Source organism: Gynuella sunshinyii YC6258 (assembly GCF_000940805.1).
Classification (GTDB): Bacteria; Pseudomonadota; Gammaproteobacteria; order Pseudomonadales; family Natronospirillaceae; genus Gynuella; species Gynuella sunshinyii.
Map to the genome: position 1 here is coordinate 2,572,173 of NZ_CP007142.1, position 20,696 is coordinate 2,592,868.

The window sequence follows — 20,696 nt, forward strand, 5'->3', positions numbered from 1 at the left end:
GGAGGTGGACAATATTCTCAGTATATTTTCATACTTTCTTACTTTAGCCCCTTCTCTGAAATAAGCGTCGAAGATACAGATAGGGCCACTTCTTAAGTCTTAATCTATAAATTTATTTTTAAAGCGAGCTATCAGGCGTGTTTGAATATGACATTTGCGACAAAATGTACCTGCCGAAAATAAAGAAGCCAGGGAAATATTGTGTCAGACCACTGAGTTGTTAAAACACGAGTTCACTCAGACAAGTGCATGAAAATAAATGTATTCATTACTCCTTTCTCAGTAATAAAACGATTTAAGCCATTATTTTTAATACCAACATTATTAACCTGGCCGACATTTGGGCCAGGTCTTTATAAGTGTTGTCATTCATGACCAGTAATGTGTTTTCGACATTCCATGAACCTCTCTATGTTTTATTGATCAAACCCCAGGTACTCAAAATACTTAAAGTCAGCATGGCGCTTCTGGCCAGAGAGGTCCTGACAGCTTAATCCTACAAACGCGCCGGTAAAGTTGGATCCAGCACCGAGTCCTGCTTCATCTGAAAGGATACTTGAATCCAGAACGACATCTATTTGGTGCCAGTGTTTTTCGTCCGCTGACCAGGAAAACAGCAACGTATCATTTTCCATTGTCGCTCGTAGTGAGAGGGGACCTGTCTGAGGAATGGGAATCTGCTTGAGCATTTGAGACTCAGGAAACTCTGATTGCCAGTCCATTGCGGCCATGCAGCTCATAATACCAAGATGGCGCCCTTGTGTTTCATCATGACTGATATAGAGATAATGATACTTGTGCGTATTGTAGTAGCATATAAGTCCTGCCTGCTGCTGAAAATCAGCGGGGCTGAACTCCAGTTGCGTTTGGGCCTGAAAATGGAAATCTGTCTGTCGTATTGCTAATAGTGATTGATTGAAAACAGAGCCGACGGATTCCTGACCTTTCAGGCGTAAATGGCCAGGCCTTTCAGTTAGTGAGATAAAGTTCTGAGGATAGGGGGTTCGTAGCCACTGCCAGCGAATGTCCAGAGTTGGCTGGTCAAAGTTGATACGCGTTGGCGCAGAAGGAAATGGCTGTTCTTGTTCAATTGGCAAATCAACAACCTTTAGTGGCACTTGGCTACCGTGAGAAAGTTGTGGCCAGTCATCTTCCCATACGAGATTTTGTATGGCTGTTTCCCTGCCGAGAATGCAGACTTTTTTGTTTCTGATGGGACGACCACATAAATGTACCAGAATATCGTAACCTTCTGGAGTGGTGGCCATTGAGGCGTGGCCAGCACGCTGCAGCTCCGCTTCCGGATGAAGGCGGCTGGTTAACAGATGGTCTCCGGGCATAGTTTCATAAGGCCCGAATAAGTTATCAGCACGAGCAACTGTTTCTGCATGATTGTATTCCGTGCCTCCTTCTGCAACAAACAAATAGTAATATCCGTTACGTTTGTATAGATGCGGACCTTCAACCAAACCAAGGTTTGTACCCCGATAGATATTTTTGATTGGGCCAGTCAGTTGTTTTATCTGAGGGTTATATTGTTGCAGCAGAATACCACCAAAGCGATTATGGTTTGGACGGTAATCCCAAATCATATTGACCAGCCATTTAGTTCCATCATCCTCGTGAAACAGTGACGGATCAAAACCACTGCTGTTGAGGTAGGTTGGGTCACTCCATTCACCATCGATCGTATCACAAGTCACCAGGTAATTATGGGCATCTTTGAAACTTCCAGTGTGTCGTTTAACGTCAGTATATATCAGCCAAAATTGTCCATCGGCATAGCTTAAGCACGGAGCCCAGACGCCACACGAATCTGGGTTGCCGAGCATGTTTAATTGACTTGGTCGATTCAGCGGTCTGGATACTATCTGCCAGTTCTTAAGATCCCTTGAATGAGAAATTTGAACTCCGGGATACCATTCAAACGTCGATGTGGCGATATAGTAGTCGTTACCAACACGGCAAATTGATGGATCCGGATTGAAGCCTGGCAAAATTGGATTGGTTACTTGTATTGTCATGGTGATTATCCTTTTACCGCGCCCTGACTGAGCCCGGCGACGATGTAGCGTTGAGCCAAGAGGAAGAAAACAATAGCGGGAATAATGGTAACCGTGATGTAGCCTAGCACCAGGTTCCATTCAACATTGTACTGGCCGCGAAACTGCATAAGCCCAAGAGTCCAGGGGTATTTGTCTGGAGAGTTGAGCAAAATCAGTGGCAGGATGTAGCTGTTCCAACTGCTGACCAGTAAAAATACTCCAACTGTTGCAAGAATAGGCGTTGATAGGGGAATGATGATCTGGAAGAAAAAACGCAGATAACTACAACCATCTACCATCGCTGCTTCGAACAATTCTTTGGGAAGTTGTTCAAAAAAAGATTTGAAAAACAGAACTGACATAGCCAGCCCAAATGCAATCTGAGGTAGCACCAGACCAATCGTAGAATCCAGTAAACCGAAATCCCTGATCTTAATGAATAGTGAAAGAATGGCTGTGGCGGCAGGAAACATCATTCCGCTGATCAGATATGAATAGGCAAAGCGTTTACCGAAGAAATGAATGTGTGAAAAAGTGAAGGCCACCATACTTGCAATCAACAGCGTGAAGCTGATCGTCAGAAAAGTATACAGAAATGAGTTGGCCAGCATTTGCCATAACGATGGATCGCTGAGAATCTGTTGGTAGTGGCTCAGATCCCATTTTTCGGGTAGCGAAAAAGGTTGGGTGCGTAACTCACCGGTACTCTTAAAACCTCCGAGAAACGTTGCATAAAAAGGAATCAGAATAAACGTTGATGTCGCAAACAAAAAAGTAAGCTTGAATGTTTTTGCAAATGACGGAAGCGGCCATTTACGAATCTTGTGTTTTTCAGTCATACGATCTCTCGTAGTGGTTGAGTGAATGCTTGATTGGGTCATTTCAGTCATCCCTGGTCATGATGAATTTCTGGTACATGAATGCAAACAGAACACAGGCAACAAACAACATGACACCAACACTGCTGCCCAAGCCGACTCGCATGCGGACAATGCCGTATTGGTATAAATAGGTGACGATGGTATGGCTGCTGTTGGCTGGGCCGCCGTTGGTTAATGGGATGACCATTTCAAAAAATTGTAGAGCACCGATAATGCTGAAAAATATAGATAACTGAATAGCGTGTTTTATTAGTGGTAGTTTGATTCGAATGATGGTTTGCCAGCGACTGGCACCGTCCAGTTTGGCTGCTTCAAGCAGATCTCTGGGAATCCCCTGCAGGCCGGCGATATAGATCATCATGTGATAGCCGGTATATTTCCATATAGTTACCAATAGAATAGCATTGAAAGCAGAATCCTTGTCCGCGAGAGGATAGTAACCTTCGGCGCCAAAGAATCTGGATATTTGACCAACTAGTCCATAATCTCCGTCATAGACATAACGCCATATAAGGCCGGCGACAACATCTGCAAGAATGAACGGCAAAAAATAAATCAATCGGAACAGGCTGTTAAGGCGCCCTTGCTCCGCAACCATAAGGGCAATAGCCATGGCAACCGGCAATTGCACACACAATGAAACGGCAATGAGTTTCAGGGTATTCAGTACTGCTGTGTGAAAGACTGAATGTTTCAATACCAGTAAGTAATTACCCCAGCCGTTCCATTCGCCCGAGTCAGAAATTGCCGTCAGCCCTTTCCATTTAAAGAAACTGTAGTAGATGGCTTCTGAAATAGGCATGGCAACAAACAAAGTAAATAATACCAGTGCCGGAGGCAGGAAAAAGAGTAATGTTGTTAGTCGGCTACCCATGTTGCGCGTATACAGCCATTGCTGAAAAGCTGCCCAAGGGGTGCCTTTTGAATTTATAGAAGACATGGCTTAGCGCCCTTTTTTTGTTAACTCAGGGAAAAATGTTTAGTGTGAACGTTTTCAGAGTTATGGACCGGATTAATGGTAAGAGCCGGCCCATATTTATGTCAGCGCATTTCCCAAGCTTCCTGGAGCATTTCAACTGCGCCTTTTGCGTCTATGTCGCCAGTTGCCAGCATGGCAGAAAAGTCATTGATGGTTCCGCCAATGTCGGCACCCAAGGCCTGATCCAAATAGACCTGATGCCATTGGGCGTTGGCAATGTTGGCAGCAATTTGTTGGCGAAATGGATCTTCAACACCATCGTCAGCACCTTTGGCTACCGGAATAATAACGCCGGCTTTTGCCAGTCTCATTTGCTGCGGCTTGGCCAGAAAATATTCCATCCATTTGACCGCGGTATCTGTCCCACCGTCTTTACTGAAAGCAAAACCAGTAACGCCCCCTAAGGTATCGCTACCGCTGCCTTTGCCGCCCTTAACGCTGGGGAAGTTAAAGAAGCCCAACTGATTACGGGGAATTCCCTGTTTGTCAGCTGAGTTGTCTTTTTGAACAGTCATTTCCCAGTCGCCCATTAAATGCATGGCTGCTTCCTGATCTCCGAATTTACCTGAGGCATCTCCATAGGTTGCCGCAGCGTATCCTGGTTGGAAGGGATCCAGTGCAACCAGCTGCTGGAACAGCTTGCCGGCTTGTACGTAGTCTGGATTATCCCAATCAATATCACCGGCCATAGCAGCATTGAAAGTACTTGCTCCGCCGGTACGCATCGCAAGATACGTCCAGTAAAAATGTGCCGGCCATTTATCAGCTGCACCGAGAGCAATTGGGGTAACACCTGCTTTTTTAAGTTTTTTGACAGCGTTCAAAAAATCATCCCAGGTTTTTATGTCATCTCCTTTGACGCCAGCTTTGGCAAACAATGCTTTGTTGTACCAAAATCCAACCTGAGCAAGGGTGTAGGGAACACCATAAATATGCTGTTTATACGTAAACGCAGATAATGATCCTTCACTTAGAGTTGCTTTAAGAGTTGCGCTTTTGGCTGTTATGTCATCAAGTACGCCATATTTGGCGCGGTCAATAAAGTTACCCCCACCCCAGCTGTAAAAGATGTTTGGTCGGTTATCTGATTGCAGCAGAGTTGGCAGTTTGGCTTTGAACTGCTCGTTTTCCATATACTGCATTTCAATTTTGACTCCAGGATGCTGGGCTTCAAATTCGCGGGCGAACTGATCCCAAAGGGCTTGTTGTTCCGGTTTGTTTTCTTCATGCAACATGGTAACGGTTTCGGCCTGGGACATGGTTGCAATAGTCGAAAATGACCACAACGCGAGCGCTGTGAGCGATTGCAAAAATTTCATTACGAACTCCCGATATATTGTTTTTGTTTTGATCAGATAGATGGCTTCCAGAGATGCTTTAACTCATACCCTGAAAATCTATTGTGCTAAGCAGTGTAATGAATGGTGTAATTCCGATATATTGCTAAAACTCACAAAATGATTATGAAATATGCGAAATTGCGTTTGAATTGTGCGGGTGTTGATTATGACCTTGAGCAAGGAACAGAATGTACTGGTATTGCTGGATGTTAAGCATCCGTATGACCGAATGCTCATCGATGGTATGGTCGAGGCGCTGCAAAACTCGAATGATAATTTGCAAATGTCCTTTATGGCTTACGATGAGGCTCTGCTGGTGGCTCAGGATGACCATTGGGATGCCATTGTTGCGGATTTTGATCGGCCAGGAAATGTTGAGTTGTGTCGGCGACTTCAGGTTCCGGTCGTGGGTCTGATGAGCTATCACCATGTATTACCGGAAATCCAATTGCCGGGGCTCATTTATGTTGCCCCCGATACCCAGTCTATTGTGGTGAAAGCATTGGAACACCTGGTTGCCTGTGGCGTGCGGCAGTTTGGCTATTTTTCCGGAATGGCTGCAGAAATAGGATTATGGGCTGAACAGCGTGAGAACCTGTTCCGGCAGTGCGTTGAAGAGAATGGCTATCAATGGTTGGGAGGCTTTGACACATTTACCATTCGGCAACATCTTACCCAGGGAACATATGGTCACAGAGGATATTTGTGCGCCAGTGATACCCAGGCCCGGCAGCTTATTACCCTGGCGGGGAAACTGCAGCTGAATGTACCGGGTGATCTTGCGATTATTGGCATTGACAATGATGCTGTCGAGAACCAATTGTCCAAAGTACCAATATGCACTGTACCGTTGGATCCCAGGCAGTTAGGTGTGGCGGCGTATAATGCGTTGCGTGAACTTAGAGACATCCAGTCGTGCCAGCATCATTTGGTGAGCTCTGGAGATGTCGTCAATCGGCTGTCTGCCTATCTGTCTGTCAGTGATGATGCACTGGTGTCAAAAGCCATGAAGTACATTTATTGTCACTACCATCGCCCGATTAAAGCTGAGCAGATCATCGTTGAATGTCATACTTCCAGAAGTACGCTTGAAAGTCGCTTTAAGAAGCATCTTCATAAAACCATCCACCAGGTTTTACATGAAGTCAGGTTGAAGCACGCTAAAGAGCTGCTTTCCCATACCGATACACCCATTGAAGATATCGCCCTTCAATGCGGCCTTTCCAGTATTCAATATCTCTACTATCTGTTTCGCAAGGAAGTTGGGATGACACCCAATCAGTATCGTCTCGAATTCAGCCATAAGCACAGGGACTCTCCGTTCACTTCGCGGATCTGAGTTGTTTTTTGAGCTTTCAGGAGGTCTGCCTCCTAAAGCTCTGCTGAGCAATAACGGGGTGGTTGTTTTGCACATATTGATCGGCAATTTGGGTTTTTTTCAGTCTATGGCAGGTTTTGATGGCAACTGTTGTCATCTTCTATAGGATCTGGATAACAGGTAGATTGCGACTGGGCCAGCGTCATTGTAGTATTCTCGGCCCTTCAACTCCCCGTAAATGGCTTCTGGAAGCGAAATTCATGAAGAGTTCTGAAATTAGAGAGCGTTTTCTATCTTTTTTTGAGAAAAATGGACACACCCGCATCGACAGCAGCTCGCTGGTACCGGTAAATGATCCCACCTTACTGTTCACCAATGCCGGTATGAACCAGTTCAAAGAGGTATTTCTCGGACTGGATGTCAGAGATTATAACCGCGCAACCACGTCCCAGCGTTGTGTTCGTGCAGGTGGCAAGCATAATGACCTGGAGAACGTTGGTTATACTGCCAGACACCATACCTTTTTTGAAATGCTGGGGAATTTCAGTTTCGGGGACTATTTCAAAGAAGATGCTATCCGCTATGCGTGGACATTTTTGACCGAAGAGTTGGGGCTGCCCAAAGACAGGCTCTGGGTCACTGTTCATTATGAAGATAAAGAAGCAGAAGATATCTGGTTGAACAAAATGGGCATTGACCCTAATCGATTCTCCCGTATGGGCGATAAAGATAACTTCTGGATGATGGGAGATACTGGCCCCTGTGGTCCTTGTTCCGAGATTTTTTATGACCATGGTCCGGAAGTGGCTGGTGGTCCTCCAGGCAGCGAAGGCGATGATCTTGACCGCTATATCGAGATCTGGAATCTCGTATTTATGCAGTTTGATCAACAGCCGGATGGTTCTCGGGTTAACCTTCCCAAGCCCTCCGTAGATACTGGCATGGGGCTGGAACGCTTGTCTGCGGTTTTGCAGCATGTGCACTCAAATTATGAAATTGATTTATTCCAGGCATTGATAAAGGCTGCAGCCAAAGTCACTGGTGCATCCAATCTGGAAGATAAATCCCTGCGTGTCATTGCTGACCATATCCGTTCAGCGGCGTTTCTTGTGGTCGATGGAGTTATGCCTTCCAATGAGGGGCGTGGTTATGTGTTGCGTCGCATTATTCGCCGGGCCATACGTCACGGTCATAAAGTGGGCCAGAAAGGTGTGTTTTTCTACCAGTTGGTGGATGCGTTGGTGGCGGAAATGGGACAGCCTTATCCGGAGCTGGCGCGATTGGCTGAACAGGTCAAAAAAGTGCTGCGTCAGGAAGAGGAACAGTTTGCCAAAACGCTGGATAATGGAATGCGTCTGTTGACTGAAGTGATTGAAGGGCTGGAAGGTCAGGTTATTCCGGGAGAAACGGTGTTCAAGTTGTATGACACATACGGCTTCCCGCTGGATTTGACTGCTGATATTGCCCGTGAGCATGATCTCATTATTGATGAAGATGGCTTTAATAAATCAATGGAGCGTCAGCGTAAGCTGTCGCAGGAATCCAGCGATTTCTCAATGAAAATTGAGCAGGTCATTGATTTTGGCTCTAAGACGGAATTCAGTGGTTACGAGGTTTTATCTGATGATGCTGTTGTGGCGGCATTGTTGGATGGTGAGCAGAATATGGTGGCCGCTTTGGCGGAAAATACCGAAGGTGCGGTTGTCCTCGATAAAACTGCTTTTTATGCCGAGAGCGGCGGACAGGCAGGTGATGTTGGTGTGATTGAGTGGCCAGGGGGGCGCTTTGAAGTACGCGATACCATTAAAAATGGTGATAATCACGTTCATTACGGCAAAGTGGTGAAAGGAGAACTGACCAAGTCTTCACCCGTGAAAGCTCTGGTGGATCAGACTAAGCGTGCGACCACGGCCAAGCATCATAGTGCTACGCATCTGTTACATGCTGCTTTACGGCAGGTGTTGGGTGAGCATGTACAGCAGAAAGGATCACTGGTGACATTTGATCGCCTGCGCTTTGACTTCTCTCATTTCGAACCGGTGACCGTTGCTCAGCTTACCGAGATAGAGCAGATCGTTAACCAGCAGGTCATTGCCAATACCCCGGTTCAGACTGAACTGATGCCGATTGACAAGGCAAAAGAAAAGGGTGCGATGGCGCTGTTTGGTGAAAAGTATGGTGACGAGGTCAGAGTATTGACCATGGGGGAAAATAACTACTCTGTCGAACTATGTGGTGGAACCCATGTCAGCAGAACCGGAGATATCGGCCTGGTCAAACTGGTTGCGGAGACGGGCATTGCCGCTGGTGTTCGAAGAATTGAAGCAGTAGCCGGACCTTATGCTCTGGCTTACGTCAATACTATGGAGCAGTCACTGCACAATATCGCAGGATTGTTGAAGGCTTCTTCAAGTAATGTTCAGGACAAGGTTCAGGGTTTGTTGCAGAAAAACCGACAGATGGAGAAAGAGCTGGATCAGCTTAAATCCAAGCTGGCCAGTAGCCAAGGGTCAGATCTGGTTTCAAAAGCGGAGGAGGTTGGTGGCACCAAAGTACTCGCGGTTAAGGTGGATGGGGTAGACCAGAAAGCTTTGGCTGAGCTGATGGATCAGTTGAAAAATAAACTGGGCTCCTGTGTGGTGGTGCTGGCCAGTGTTATCGATGGTAAAGGACAGCTGGCGGTCGGAGTTTCCAAAGATCTGACCAGCCGTATTAAAGCCGGAGAACTGGTTAATTATGTTGCTGGGCAGCTGGATGGCAAAGGTGGTGGCAAGCCTGATCTTGCTCGTGCCGGATTTGCTGATATCCAGAATATTGAGAGAGTTTTGGCCGTGGTGCCTTCCTGGGTTGGGGAGAACCTTTGACCGGGAACAATAGAATCGCGGGTGAAGATGCAACAATGATTTTATTTATTGTTTAATTCACCCTTTGTTGGGTGCTGCATTCTGTGCAGTTCTTATTAACCTAAAAGAAAATATTGACTATGGCGCTATACGTTCAAAAATTTGGTGGGACCTCAGTTGGCAGTATTGAGCGAATTGGTGTTGTTGCTGACAAAGTAAAGAGCTTTAGGGATCAGGGTCATGATGTTGTTGTGGTTGTATCAGCAATGTCTGGTGAGACAAACCGGCTGCTAGCCCTGGCTTCAGAGATTTCCAAAAAGCCAACACCACGGGAATTGGATGCGCTCGTATCAACCGGTGAGCAGGTGACCATTGCTTTGCTTTCTATGGCGTTGAATGAGCGTGGCTGTCCGGCTAAGTCTTATACAGGCGGGCAGATAAAAATACTGACTGATAGTGCTTTTACCAAGGCTCGTATCCAGCATATTGATGTGGATTCAATTCGCTCCGATTTGAAAACCGGCAAAGTGGTGGTTGTGGCCGGATTTCAGGGGGTTGACCCTGAGGGCAATATTACAACTCTTGGTAGAGGTGGGTCGGATACAACCGGGGTGGCGCTGGCAGCTGCATTAAGTGCTGATGAATGTCAGATATATACGGATGTTGACGGTGTTTATACCACTGATCCTCGGGTTGAACCCAGGGCCCGTCGACTGGATAAAATTACTTTTGATGAAATGCTGGAAATGGCCAGTCAGGGCTCAAAAGTATTACAAATTCGTTCTGTTGAATTCGCTGGAAAATACAATGTACCGTTACGTGTTTTGTCCTCTTTTACTGAAGGACGGGGCACTCTTATTTCCCTGGAGGATGAGGATCCTATGGAACAGCCAGTCATATCTGGAATAGCTTTTAATCGTGATGAAGCAAAAATCACTGTATTGGGGGTTCCCGATATACCGGGTGTAGCCTCCAGAATTCTGGGACCGGTCAGTGCGGCGAACATTGAAGTCGATATGATCGTTCAGAACATTGCATCGGATAAAACGACCGACTTCACTTTTACTGTGCATCGTAATGACTACGATAAGGTATTGAAGGTGGTTGAGCAGGTTGCCGAAGATCTGGGCGCTCGTGAGGTCAAGGGTGACAATACCATTTGTAAGGTCTCGATTGTCGGTGTGGGGATGCGTTCCCACGCAGGTGTGGCAAGTAAAATGTTTGACACATTGGCAGCAGAGTCGATCAATATTCAAATGATATCGACTTCTGAAATTAAAGTAGCAGTTGTAATTGCTGAGAAATATCTTGAATTGGCGGTGCGCTCTCTGCATTCGGCATTTGGTCTGGACTCAGAACCAACTGAAGAATAGAGTATGCCCTGCGAAAGCAATTTTGAGTCATTAGTATAATTAACAATCTGGCTGGTATTTGTTAGGGAGTTATTTTATAGCTCCGTAACTAAGGCATATTGCAATAGTGATGAATGGAGGCGGTCGTGATTTATTGGCCGATTTCATGGAGCAGTATCGCATTGAGCTGCTGGATGACAGGACCTGTCCAGAAATAGGAGAAAAATAATGCTGATTCTTACCCGTCGTGTGGGCGAGACATTAATGATAGGTGACGAAGTCACCGTTACTGTATTGGGTGTTAAAGGTAATCAGGTGCGCATAGGTGTGAATGCACCTAAAGATGTTGCAGTGCATCGTGAAGAGATTTATCAACGCATCCAAAAAGAAATGGAATCTGACGACAATGGCGGTAACGCCTAGAGTTGTTGGTATGAATCATGGCGCGCCGGATTCAAATTAAGCTAATGCATTAATTTTATTGATGTTTTTTCTTTTAATTTGGATTTTTCATGGTATTATGCGCGCCGTGTTGGAGAGATGGCCGAGTGGCTGAAGGCGCGCCCCTGCTAAGGGCGTATGGGAGAAATCTCATCGAGGGTTCGAATCCCTCTCTCTCCGCCAAACCTTCCTTGAATAAAGGTTGGTTTCGCGCCCGTAGCTCAGCTGGATAGAGTACCTGGCTACGAACCAGGCGGTCGCACGTTCGAATCGTGCCGGGCGCGCCATTTCAATTATTGTACAGTTAATGTTTTTTATGCGCCCGTAGCTCAGCTGGATAGAGTACCTGGCTACGAACCAGGCGGTCGCACGTTCGAATCGTGCCGGGCGCGCCACATTTCTAGTGTGGTCATCTCATATAACCTTCTATACTTAGTGCCTTCCTTTCAAAATATTAGTTAACGAGATTTTCCTGAAGAATTTTTCTTACTTGAGAAACATCATTAACTGGTCTCAGTGTTTCAAATAACTTGTTGGCCTGTTCGTGCCGTGTCGCCAAAAACTTAAGCCATTGTTTTAATCTTCCGCAGATATAACGGTCAGGTACATTGCCCTGCATAGATGAAAAGAAAGTATGAATTTGGTTGGCTAGTTGTTGCCACTCTAGATGAGGTTTGCTTCGATCCTTGATAAGCATTGCCAGATCGGGTTGGTATACGAGTCCTCGGCCGATCATGATATCCTGACACCCGCTGATTTGTATGCATTCGTCGTAATCTGAGACGGAAAAAATATCCCCATTCGCAATGATATTTACTTGCGTGGCTTCATTGATTCTGGCAATCCAATCCCAGTGTGCCGGTGGTTGATAACCTTCAACTTTAGTGCGGGCATGCACAGTAATTTCTTCCGCTCCTCCAGCTTCCATAGCCAGTGCATTTTCAATAGCCTGAGAGGTGTCATCATAGCCGAGCCGCATTTTTGCCGATAGGCAGATGCCCTGAGGTAGTGCTGTTTTTACGGTATTTATGATCCGATATATTTTTTCAGGTTCCTTCAATAAAACCGCACCCCCGTTATGATTATTGACCGTTTTAGAGGGACAACCAAAGTTAAGATCAATACCGCTTGAGCCAAGCGACAGAGCTCTTAGTGCGTTGTCCGCCAGCGCATTTGGGTCTGAGCCTAACAGCTGAACTCTAACGGGAGGCGATGCTGGTAACGAGGAGGTTGTGGTTAGTTCAGGAACAGTTTTGAGAAATACGGATTCAGGCAATAGTGCGTCTACCACTCTGACAAACTCGCTGATGATGAGATCGCAACCACCAAAATGTTTGATGACTGTTCTCAGGTAGTAATCCATTAGACCTTCCATGGGGGCGAGGATAATTCTCATGTATGCCGGCCTGTTAGCAAAAAACGGGCATAATACCAAAGTTTAATTAGGCCCATATACTGATCTGGCGCTATTGCAGCGTTTTTGGCTTTTAGGTTACAGTCACAACCGTTTTCTGGGGCAGTTAAGTGCAAATAAAAAACACGATATCAGCAAATAACAGCAGTTGTCCCATATTTGGCAATAAACACTAAAACCAAATCTTACGGTAAGGACATAACTCAATGTCAGATAATATGGTTGATGGCCTGTATCTCATGTTATTGGGTATGGGCACTGTTTTTGTGTTCCTCGGAATTCTCGTAGTGGGGACTACGATCATGTCCCGACTGGTTAAGTCCATGTCTCTACCAGAAGAAATGAAGCCTGTTGCAAGAGCCCAGCCCGCTTCTTCACAGACTGAAATTGCAATGGTCGCTGCCGCGGCTCGTGCGTATCACGACTCTCAATGAGTTGACGAGTTCTATTCCCATCTTTGATCGACTGAAGGCGAAACACCATGTCAACTGCTAAGAATCCCGTCAAAATCACTGATGTTGTCCTCCGGGATGCCCATCAGTCCTTGTTTGCAACCCGGATGCGTATTGATGATATGTTGCCAATTGGAGAGCAGCTTGATGCTATTGGTTACTGGTCATTAGAAACCTGGGGGGGCGCAACATTCGACAGCTGTATCCGTTATCTGGGAGAAGATCCCTGGGAACGCTTACGGGAACTTAAAAAGGTAATGCCAAAAACCAAGCATCAGATGTTGTTGCGTGGGCAAAATCTGCTGGGATATCGTCATTACGCTGATGATGTGGTAGACAAGTTCGTTGAACGCGCTGTTGCTAATGGTATGGATGTGTTTCGTGTGTTCGATGCCATGAATGATCCCCGCAATATGCAACAGGCGTTAGCGGCAGTTAAGAAGCAGGGGGCTCATGCCCAGGCGACCATTTCCTATACAACCAGCCCAGTACACACCGTTGAGTTATGGTTGAAACTAGCGGCTGAACTCGAATCCATGGGAGCCGATTCCCTCTGTATCAAAGACATGTCCGGGATTATGAATCCGTACGAGGCTTATGATCTGGTTAAGTCCATTAAAAAAACGGTTCAGATTCCGATTGCTCTGCATTGTCACGCGACTGCCGGGTTGTCTTCCATGACTATCCTGAAGGCCATAGATGCGGGCATAGATCATGTTGATACTGCCATTTCCTCTATGTCCATGACATATGGGCATTCACCGACTGAATCCATTGTTGCAGCATTGCAGGGAACTGATCGTGATCCGGGGCTGGACATTCATAAGCTCGAAGAAATAGCCGCTTATTTTCGTGAAGTCCGGAAGAAATATAACAAGTTTGAAGGGGCGCTACGTGGCGTCGACTCGCGTATTCTGGTAGCTCAGGTACCCGGAGGCATGCTGACCAACATGGAAAGCCAGCTTAAGGACCAAGGAGCAGCAGATAAGTTTGATCAGGTACTGGAAGAGATTCCCAGAGTTCGCGAGGATCTCGGCTTTATTCCTCTGGTAACGCCCACGTCTCAAATTGTAGGAACTCAGGCGGTGCTGAACGTGCTGACAGGTGAGCGATACAAGTCAATTTCGAAAGAAACTCAGGGTATTTTAAAAGGTGAATACGGTGCTGCTCCTGCACCGTTTAATAAAGCACTGCAGGAAAAAGTATTGAATGGGGCCGAAGCTATTACCTGTCGTCCGGCTGATTTGCTGGCATCAGAAGTGGATACCCTGACCAGAGAACTTGAGGCGCTCGCGAAAGAGAAAAATTTCAAACTTGCTGATGCTGTGGTCGATGATGTGTTGACGTATGCATTGTTCCCTCAGATTGGTTTGAAGTTCCTGCAAAACAGAGGCAATCCAGAGGCTTTTGAACCTGCGCCCAAAGTAGTAACCGAATCGAAAGCGCCAGCCAAGTCGTCTGCTAATACCTATACAGTGACTCTTAATGGTCGATCATATGTTGCAGAAGTGGCTGTTGATGGTGGTGTTACGGTTTCATTGAATGGTCAGAAATATCAATTGGGTGTGAGCGAAGGTGGAGATGTTTCCGCAGCAGCTCCCGTCAGTGCTGGTGCTGCGGGCGGAGAACCGGTCCTGGCACCACTGGCTGGGAATATTTTCAAGATTCTGGTACAGCCCGGTGACGTTGTTGAAGAAGGTCAGGTGCTGTTGATTCTGGAAGCAATGAAAATGGAAACAGAGGTCAGTGCTTCTAAAGCAGGTACTGTCGGGAGCATTGCTATTAAAGAGGGTGATGCGGTCTCTGTCGGTGATACTTTGTTAACAATATAAGGATTACTGACATGGAAAAACTGATGCTGTTGTTAAGTGACTCCGGTCTGGCCAATCTGTCCTGGGGTCAGGGCATGATGATACTGATTGGTGTTCTACTGATCTATCTGGCTATTAAGAAAGGGTTTGAGCCACTGCTGTTGCTGCCGATTGGCATGGGGGCAATTCTGGTTAATATTCCAGAAGCAGGTTTCTACAGCGCTCCGGTATACGATGCTGCCGGTCACCTTCAGTCGGCCGGTGGGTTACAGTACTACATATTTCATGCCGGTATCGAAACAGGGGTGTTTCCTTTACTGATTTTCATGGGTGTTGGTGCGATGACGGACTTTGGTCCAATGCTGGCGAACCCGAAAACGCTCTTTTTGGGGGCTGCTGCACAGTTCGGTATCTTTGCAACTGTTTTCGGTGCCTTGCTCATGAGCGATCTGGACATCGTGCACTACACTTTTGCGCAGGCGGCAGCCATTGGGATTATTGGGGGGGCAGATGGACCCACTTCGATTTATGTGGCCAGCCAGGTTGCACCTGAGTTGCTTGGTGCGATTGCCGTTGCAGCTTATTCGTATATGGCTCTGGTGCCCTTGATTCAGCCACCCATAATGAGGTTGCTGACAACCGAGAGCGAACGCAAAATTGTAATGACACAGCTGCGCCCGGTTTCAAAACGGGAAAAAATCATTTTTCCACTATTGTTGCTGGTTCTGGTGGCGCTATTTTTGCCAGATGCGGCTCCTTTGTTGGGAATGTTCTGTTTTGGCAATCTTATGCGGGAATCCGGTGTAGTTGATCGTCTGAGTGATACCGCGCAAAACTCACTGATAAATATCGTGACTATTTTCCTGGGGTTGGGCGTAGGTTCCAAGCTTAGTGCGGAGGCTTTTTTGAATGCCAAAACACTGGGGATATTGTTGCTAGGCCTTATCGCGTTTTGTATTGGTACGGCGGCGGGCGTGCTGATGGCGAAACTCATGAACAAAGTCAGTAAGACACCAGTCAATCCTCTGATTGGTTCTGCGGGGGTGTCAGCGGTTCCAATGGCTGCAAGGGTGAGTAATAAAGTCGGGCTGGAAGCCAATAATCAGAACTTCCTGTTAATGCATGCAATGGGTCCTAACGTTGCTGGCGTTATTGGGTCTGCTGTTGCAGCAGGTGTCATGCTCAGCTATTTGGGCGGATAATCTTTTCATCCCGATTCACATTTGTTGTGAATCTGTTAACCTCCCTAATGCGACAAAAGAGAGACTAATGTTCTCTCTTTTGTTTCAGAACGTAAAAATCCGTCTAAACTAAAGGCTAATTTCTTCTTCAATTACGGCGGAGCTTTTCTTTGAACGTGCAGGCCCTCTTCGAACAGTTACCTAATCTCAGTCTGGTTTTGCTGGGGTTGATTACCCTTCTGACCGTTTATTTTCATGGCCCGGTATTCTCCATCCATACCGCTCATAATGCACCTTCTATTCTCACCAGTTTGGGGATTTTCGGTACGTTTGTAGGGGTCGCTATCGGTCTGATGGATTTTAATACCGATAACATCCAGGCCTCTGTACCTGCGTTGATCGATGGCCTTAAGACTGCTTTCTGGACCTCTATTGCCGGGATATTCGGTGCATTAACGATTAAATTCCGGTTTGCACTGCACATGATACGTAAAGGAAACCAAGTCAGTCGGAGTGGTGCGACACTGGAAGACGTGGTCAATGAGGTCAGAAATCTAGGGCAAAGTATCAGTGGTGAGGCAGAAGGGTCTCTCGTGTCCATGTGGCGGGTCCAAACGGAGGTTGTTAACGGGCACCTGGAAGCGTTGCAGTCCACGTTGGAAGATTTTGAAGTTCGAATGACCGAGGCGAATACCAAGGCATTGATCAAAGCAATTGATCACGTCATGACCGACTTTAATGCTCAGATCGATCAGCAATATGGTGAGAATTTCCGTCAGCTGAATGAATCTGTTGGCAAGATGCAGGTGTGGCAGGAGCAGAACATGTCAAACCTGCATGAAATTATTGATCGACAGAAAGAAAGTGCCATGTCGATGGTGGATGCCACTCAAGCATTTTCGCAGCTGGTTAATCACAGCCATGTGTTTACTCAGGTCGCCAGGGACATGGAGAGCATGCTGACAGGACTGCACTCCCAAAGCAGTGCTTTGGCAGAGTTCGCCGAACGGCTGTCCGGTGTTATTAATAATGCTCAACAAGGGTTGCCTGATCTGGAAAAACGTATTCTTTCCGTGACTGAGCATCTGCAGGAGTCGATGATGAGTCAGCAGCGGGTGATCAGTGATACCTTGCTTGAGACCAGTCAGCAGATTCGTTCCACGGTTAATCAGGCCAGCCAGGTTCTCAACGATGCTTATTTGCAGTCGCAAAATTCTGTCAATGAAGAACTCAAGGAACTGATTGCGCTGAATCAGCGACAACTTAAAGACCTTGATGCCGCCATGGAGCAGGAGTTAACCAAGGCCCTAAAAACATTCGGCTATCAAATGACCGCATTGAGTGAAAAGTTTGTGAACGACTATACGCCCCTGACTGATCGTCTGAAAGAACTCGTCAGTATGGCTGAGGAGCAGTCATGATCGCGGACGACAATCTGGTAGTAGAGCAAGAGGAGCACTGGGTTTCAGTCAGCGACCTGATGGCGGGCCTTATGATGGTGTTCATGTTGATCGCTGTTGTGTTCATGGTGGAAGTTGAGTTGGAGCGCAAGCGTATCGAAAACGTAGTGGTGCTCTATGATCGTCTTCGAACGCAACTGTATCATGACCTGGTTACCGAGTTTAAAGATGACCTGGATCGGTGGGGAGCGGAGATAGACCCTGACTTGAGTTTTCGTTTTTATAAAGCTGAGCTGCTGTTTGACCGTGGCGAGACAGATTTGAAGCCAGAGTTTTCCGAAATCCTGGCGGACTTTTTCCCTCGCTATATGCGGATCATCATGTCTGACAAATATCGCAATGACATTTCTGAAGTACGTATAGAGGGACATACTTCCAGTATGTGGGCGGGTCGCAGTGCCGATGAGGCGTATATCCTGAATATGGAATTGTCTCAATCGCGTACCCGTTCGACGCTTGCTTACCTGTTGGCACTGGACTCTGTGAAAGATCAGGCGAACTGGTTAAAGGCCCATTTGACTGCCAACGGTCTGTCGTCCTCCAAGCCTGTACTGAGTGCTGATGGTGAAGAAAATGAGGCATTGTCCCGGCGGGTTGAATTCCGTGTCAGAACTGATGCTGATTCAAAAATTGCCGAAATTCTGGATGAGGTTGGCAGTGAAGCTCCCTGATTTTTTGCAGTATGAGCCATTCAATCGACTGCGTGAAAAAATGCAGACTAATGAACTGGGGCATTTTGAGTTTTTTGATCCGAAAATTCACCTGACAGGTGGCGAGCGTTCCAGTCTTGCAAAAGCCGGCCTGAAGCTGATAGATAGTCCTTTGTTGCTATTGAGCGATCATACTCTTGGATACAAAAATTCGAGAGTGGCTGCCATGTACAAAGAACAGATCCATGTCAGTGGCTGTAAAGTCCTGCTGCAGGGTGTGCAGGAATATCGCGAGTTTTTGGTGATTAGTTCAGATGATGCTGCCGGACCGCTGGATATTTGCCCGGAATGTTTACACCTGTTGCGCTATCAGGGATTTGATGCATACAAAGAACGGAAAGCCGCATACAGTCATCACGTGCTGGAAGATTTTAGTCTGCAGCAGTTTTTTTCCTACTATTCTCTCTACCCTGTGAAATGCCATGAAATGACTAATCGACGTTTACCGGATACTTTTACGATTGGTTGACAGCGTGGCAACCCTTTTTCATTAATTGTCGCTGAAGTACTGTTTTTTGTCCGAAAAAAAACAAACTGACCCAGAGCTTTTTATTTTATTTTGGTACTATCCGGCAAATTTTTTGAAGTATAGGGCGAAACTCATGTCACGACCGCGTGTCGCTTTACTAATGTTATTATCCGTATGGCTTTCCGGATGTGCTGTGAATCGATTGCCAGAGTCTTTAGGTTATGGCGTCTTGAATAATGATGACCTTGAGACAGTCAGAGAAGGATTGCCGACATATTTGTTGGTTCTTGATGGAGCCGTTATCAATTACCCCAGGAATGATGGTTTATTGCGGACGGCCTCCAACTTGAATGGAGCTTATGCCAGTTTGTTCGTTCAGGAAAAGGAACGGCGGGTACGGTTGATTGATAAAAGCCTGAAATATGCTCAGCGTCAGATGTGTATCCATAAAAAAAGAGCTTGTGGACTGGAGACGCTGGAGTTTGAGAAGTTTCAGCAGATTGTACAGGACATGGACAGGAAAAAAGACCTGGAAGCACTATACACGCTAGGTTCAGCGTGGGCTGGCTATATTCAGGAGCATTCAGATGATTGGAATGCTGTTGCTGATCTGGCTAAGGTCGAGCTGATTATGAAGCAGGTTGTAGCGATTGATGAATCATACAGCCGTGGACAGGCTCTATTGTATTTAGGAATTATTAACAGCCTGATTCCTCCTGGTTTAGGAGGAAAGCCAGAAGTGGCCAGGGAGTATTTCGAACGTGGCATTGAACTAAGCTATGGTCGGAATCTGATCATCAAAGTGAAGTATGCAGAGAAATATGCCCGGTTGGTATTTGATCAGGATCTTCATGATCGATTGCTGCGTGAAGTGATTGCCGCTGACCCGGAAGAAAATGGCCTGACTTTGCAGAACCACTACGCCCAACAACTGGCCCGGGAATTGTTGGCCGAGAGTAATGACTATTTTTGATATCTGAGGAATTAAATGATTATTCGTTTTACGCTGTTTATTTTATCTTTGGTTTTGGTCGTACCGGCTTCGGCGGTGACACTGAAGATTTCAACTGCATATCCGGATGGCACTGCTATTTTGAAGGAATATCGTGCCGCTGGTAAGAAAATTGAAGAACAGACCGATGGACGGGTTAAAGTAAAATTCTACCCTGGTGGTGTTATGGGGGATGACAAAACAGTCAAGCGGAAGGTCAGAGTCGGGCAGTTGAGTGGCTTTATGGCCCCCATCTCTGCATTTGCGGATGACTATAAAGATGCCCAAATATACAACGGGTTGTTGCTGTTCCGAAATTACGATGAAGTCGATGCCGTGCGGAAAACGCTGGATCCGATTATCGAAGCCGGGTTAACGGAACATGGATGGAAGACGTTCGGTGTGGTTGAAGGTGGATTTGCCTATCTTATGTCGGTGAACAGCGTGACGACCCTGGACGAACTGAAGCAGCAGAAATTCTGGATTCCCACTGATGACCCTATATCCGAAAACCTGACCAAAGCTTTTGGTTTGTCTCCCATTATTTTAAATTATGGTGAAGTAAAAACCTCTCTTGAGACTGGAGCGATTAATGCTCTCGCTTCACCACCTGTCGCCGCACTGAGTTTCTTCTGGTATACCAACATTAAGAAAATTACTGATTTGCCGTTTATGTATACCGCTGCGGCTCTGGCACTAGATACGAAAGCCTATAGGAAAATTTCTGCTGATGACCAGAAACTGGTTGATGCCATATTCACTGAAGCTTCGCAGAATATCGATCAGCAGAACAGAAAGGATAATCAGGCCGCAATGAAAGTGTTGTTGAGTCGGGGAATTGATCTGGTCACTCCTGACGAAAGTAATGTGGTCGAGTTGGTAACATCTGCCGATCAAGCCAATCAGACGCTGGTCGCAGAAGGTGAGTTTTCCCAAAAAATATATGACCTGGTCAAAGCTGAACTTGTAAAAGTCCGGGCACAGTAACTTGGACATGATTGATTGAGCG

17 protein-coding genes and 3 tRNA genes are annotated in these 20,696 nt (G+C 46.4%); 15 read left to right on the plus strand and 5 right to left on the minus strand.

Annotated elements, in window-relative coordinates:
* Nucleotides 1-416: 416 nt before the first annotated feature.
* From YC6258_RS11235 to YC6258_RS11250, 4 genes are all read right to left on the minus strand, one after another.
* Entirely contained in the window at nt 417-2,024 is a 1,608-nt protein-coding gene (locus YC6258_RS11235) for a glycoside hydrolase family 43 protein (RefSeq protein WP_044617080.1), read from the minus strand.
* A 5-nt stretch (nt 2,025-2,029) separates the two neighbouring features.
* The gene (locus tag YC6258_RS11240) at nt 2,030-2,884 is read right to left on the minus strand and encodes a carbohydrate ABC transporter permease (RefSeq protein ID WP_044619960.1); all 855 of its coding nucleotides are present in this window, start codon (nt 2,882-2,884) and stop codon (nt 2,030-2,032) included.
* Nucleotides 2,885-2,927: 43 nt separating this feature from the next.
* Complete coding sequence (locus tag YC6258_RS11245) at nt 2,928-3,866, minus strand: carbohydrate ABC transporter permease (protein WP_052830219.1); 939 nt, start codon at nt 3,864-3,866, stop codon at nt 2,928-2,930.
* Nucleotides 3,867-3,967: 101 nt separating this feature from the next.
* Entirely contained in the window at nt 3,968-5,224 is a 1,257-nt protein-coding gene (locus tag YC6258_RS11250) for an extracellular solute-binding protein (protein WP_044617081.1), read from the minus strand.
* A gap of 187 nt (nt 5,225-5,411) precedes the next feature.
* Between YC6258_RS11250 and YC6258_RS11255 the strand changes: the two genes are divergently transcribed.
* The 7 genes from YC6258_RS11255 (at nt 5,412) to YC6258_RS11285 (ending at nt 11,594) form a co-directional block, all read left to right on the plus strand.
* Entirely contained in the window at nt 5,412-6,584 is a 1,173-nt protein-coding gene (locus YC6258_RS11255; protein ID WP_044617082.1) for an AraC family transcriptional regulator, read from the plus strand.
* 239 nt (nt 6,585-6,823) lie between these two features.
* Complete coding sequence (gene alaS / locus YC6258_RS11260) at nt 6,824-9,427, plus strand: alanine--tRNA ligase (protein ID WP_044617083.1); 2,604 nt, start codon at nt 6,824-6,826, stop codon at nt 9,425-9,427.
* A gap of 119 nt (nt 9,428-9,546) precedes the next feature.
* Nucleotides 9,547-10,779, plus strand: coding sequence for an aspartate kinase (locus tag YC6258_RS11265; protein ID WP_044617084.1), 1,233 nt, complete (start codon nt 9,547-9,549; stop codon nt 10,777-10,779).
* A 207-nt stretch (nt 10,780-10,986) separates the two neighbouring features.
* Nucleotides 10,987-11,181, plus strand: coding sequence for a carbon storage regulator CsrA (gene csrA / locus YC6258_RS11270; protein ID WP_044617085.1), 195 nt, complete (start codon nt 10,987-10,989; stop codon nt 11,179-11,181).
* Nucleotides 11,182-11,292: 111 nt separating this feature from the next.
* Nucleotides 11,293-11,382, plus strand: a tRNA-Ser gene (locus YC6258_RS11275).
* Between the two features lie 27 nt (nt 11,383-11,409).
* Nucleotides 11,410-11,486, plus strand: a tRNA-Arg gene (locus YC6258_RS11280).
* Nucleotides 11,487-11,517: 31 nt separating this feature from the next.
* Nucleotides 11,518-11,594 (plus strand) — tRNA-Arg (locus YC6258_RS11285).
* Between the two features lie 59 nt (nt 11,595-11,653).
* Here the strand turns inward: YC6258_RS11285 and YC6258_RS11290 are convergent.
* Nucleotides 11,654-12,595 (minus strand): tRNA-dihydrouridine synthase, encoded by a 942-nt coding sequence (locus YC6258_RS11290; protein WP_044617086.1) that lies wholly within the window; start codon nt 12,593-12,595, stop codon nt 11,654-11,656.
* Nucleotides 12,596-12,819: 224 nt separating this feature from the next.
* On the opposite strand from YC6258_RS11290, the gene YC6258_RS11295 reads away from it, so the two are divergent.
* The 8 genes from YC6258_RS11295 (at nt 12,820) to dctP (ending at nt 20,674) form a co-directional block, all read left to right on the plus strand.
* Nucleotides 12,820-13,047: an OadG family protein gene (locus YC6258_RS11295; RefSeq protein WP_044617087.1), complete on the plus strand. Its 228-nt coding sequence runs from the start codon at nt 12,820-12,822 to the stop codon at nt 13,045-13,047.
* 47 nt (nt 13,048-13,094) lie between these two features.
* Entirely contained in the window at nt 13,095-14,897 is a 1,803-nt protein-coding gene (oadA, locus tag YC6258_RS11300) for a sodium-extruding oxaloacetate decarboxylase subunit alpha (protein WP_044617088.1), read from the plus strand.
* An 11-nt stretch (nt 14,898-14,908) separates the two neighbouring features.
* Entirely contained in the window at nt 14,909-16,078 is a 1,170-nt protein-coding gene (locus YC6258_RS11305) for a sodium ion-translocating decarboxylase subunit beta (RefSeq protein WP_044617089.1), read from the plus strand.
* Between the two features lie 149 nt (nt 16,079-16,227).
* Nucleotides 16,228-17,478, plus strand: coding sequence for a hypothetical protein (locus tag YC6258_RS11310; protein ID WP_044617090.1), 1,251 nt, complete (start codon nt 16,228-16,230; stop codon nt 17,476-17,478).
* Nucleotides 17,475-18,188, plus strand: coding sequence for an OmpA/MotB family protein (locus YC6258_RS11315; RefSeq protein ID WP_044617091.1), 714 nt, complete (start codon nt 17,475-17,477; stop codon nt 18,186-18,188). Before YC6258_RS11310 ends, YC6258_RS11315 begins: the two co-directional genes overlap by 4 nt.
* Nucleotides 18,175-18,696 (plus strand): hypothetical protein, encoded by a 522-nt coding sequence (locus YC6258_RS11320; RefSeq protein WP_044617092.1) that lies wholly within the window; start codon nt 18,175-18,177, stop codon nt 18,694-18,696. The genes YC6258_RS11315 and YC6258_RS11320 overlap by 14 nt, the downstream gene beginning before the upstream one ends.
* Before the next feature lie 46 nt (nt 18,697-18,742).
* A complete protein-coding gene (locus tag YC6258_RS11325; protein ID WP_245627041.1) occupies nt 18,743-19,669 on the plus strand; it encodes a TRAP transporter TatT component family protein in 927 nt (308 codons plus the stop codon).
* A gap of 15 nt (nt 19,670-19,684) precedes the next feature.
* Nucleotides 19,685-20,674: a TRAP transporter substrate-binding protein DctP gene (gene dctP, locus YC6258_RS11330; RefSeq protein WP_052830220.1), complete on the plus strand. Its 990-nt coding sequence runs from the start codon at nt 19,685-19,687 to the stop codon at nt 20,672-20,674.
* Nucleotides 20,675-20,696 lie beyond the last annotated feature (22 nt).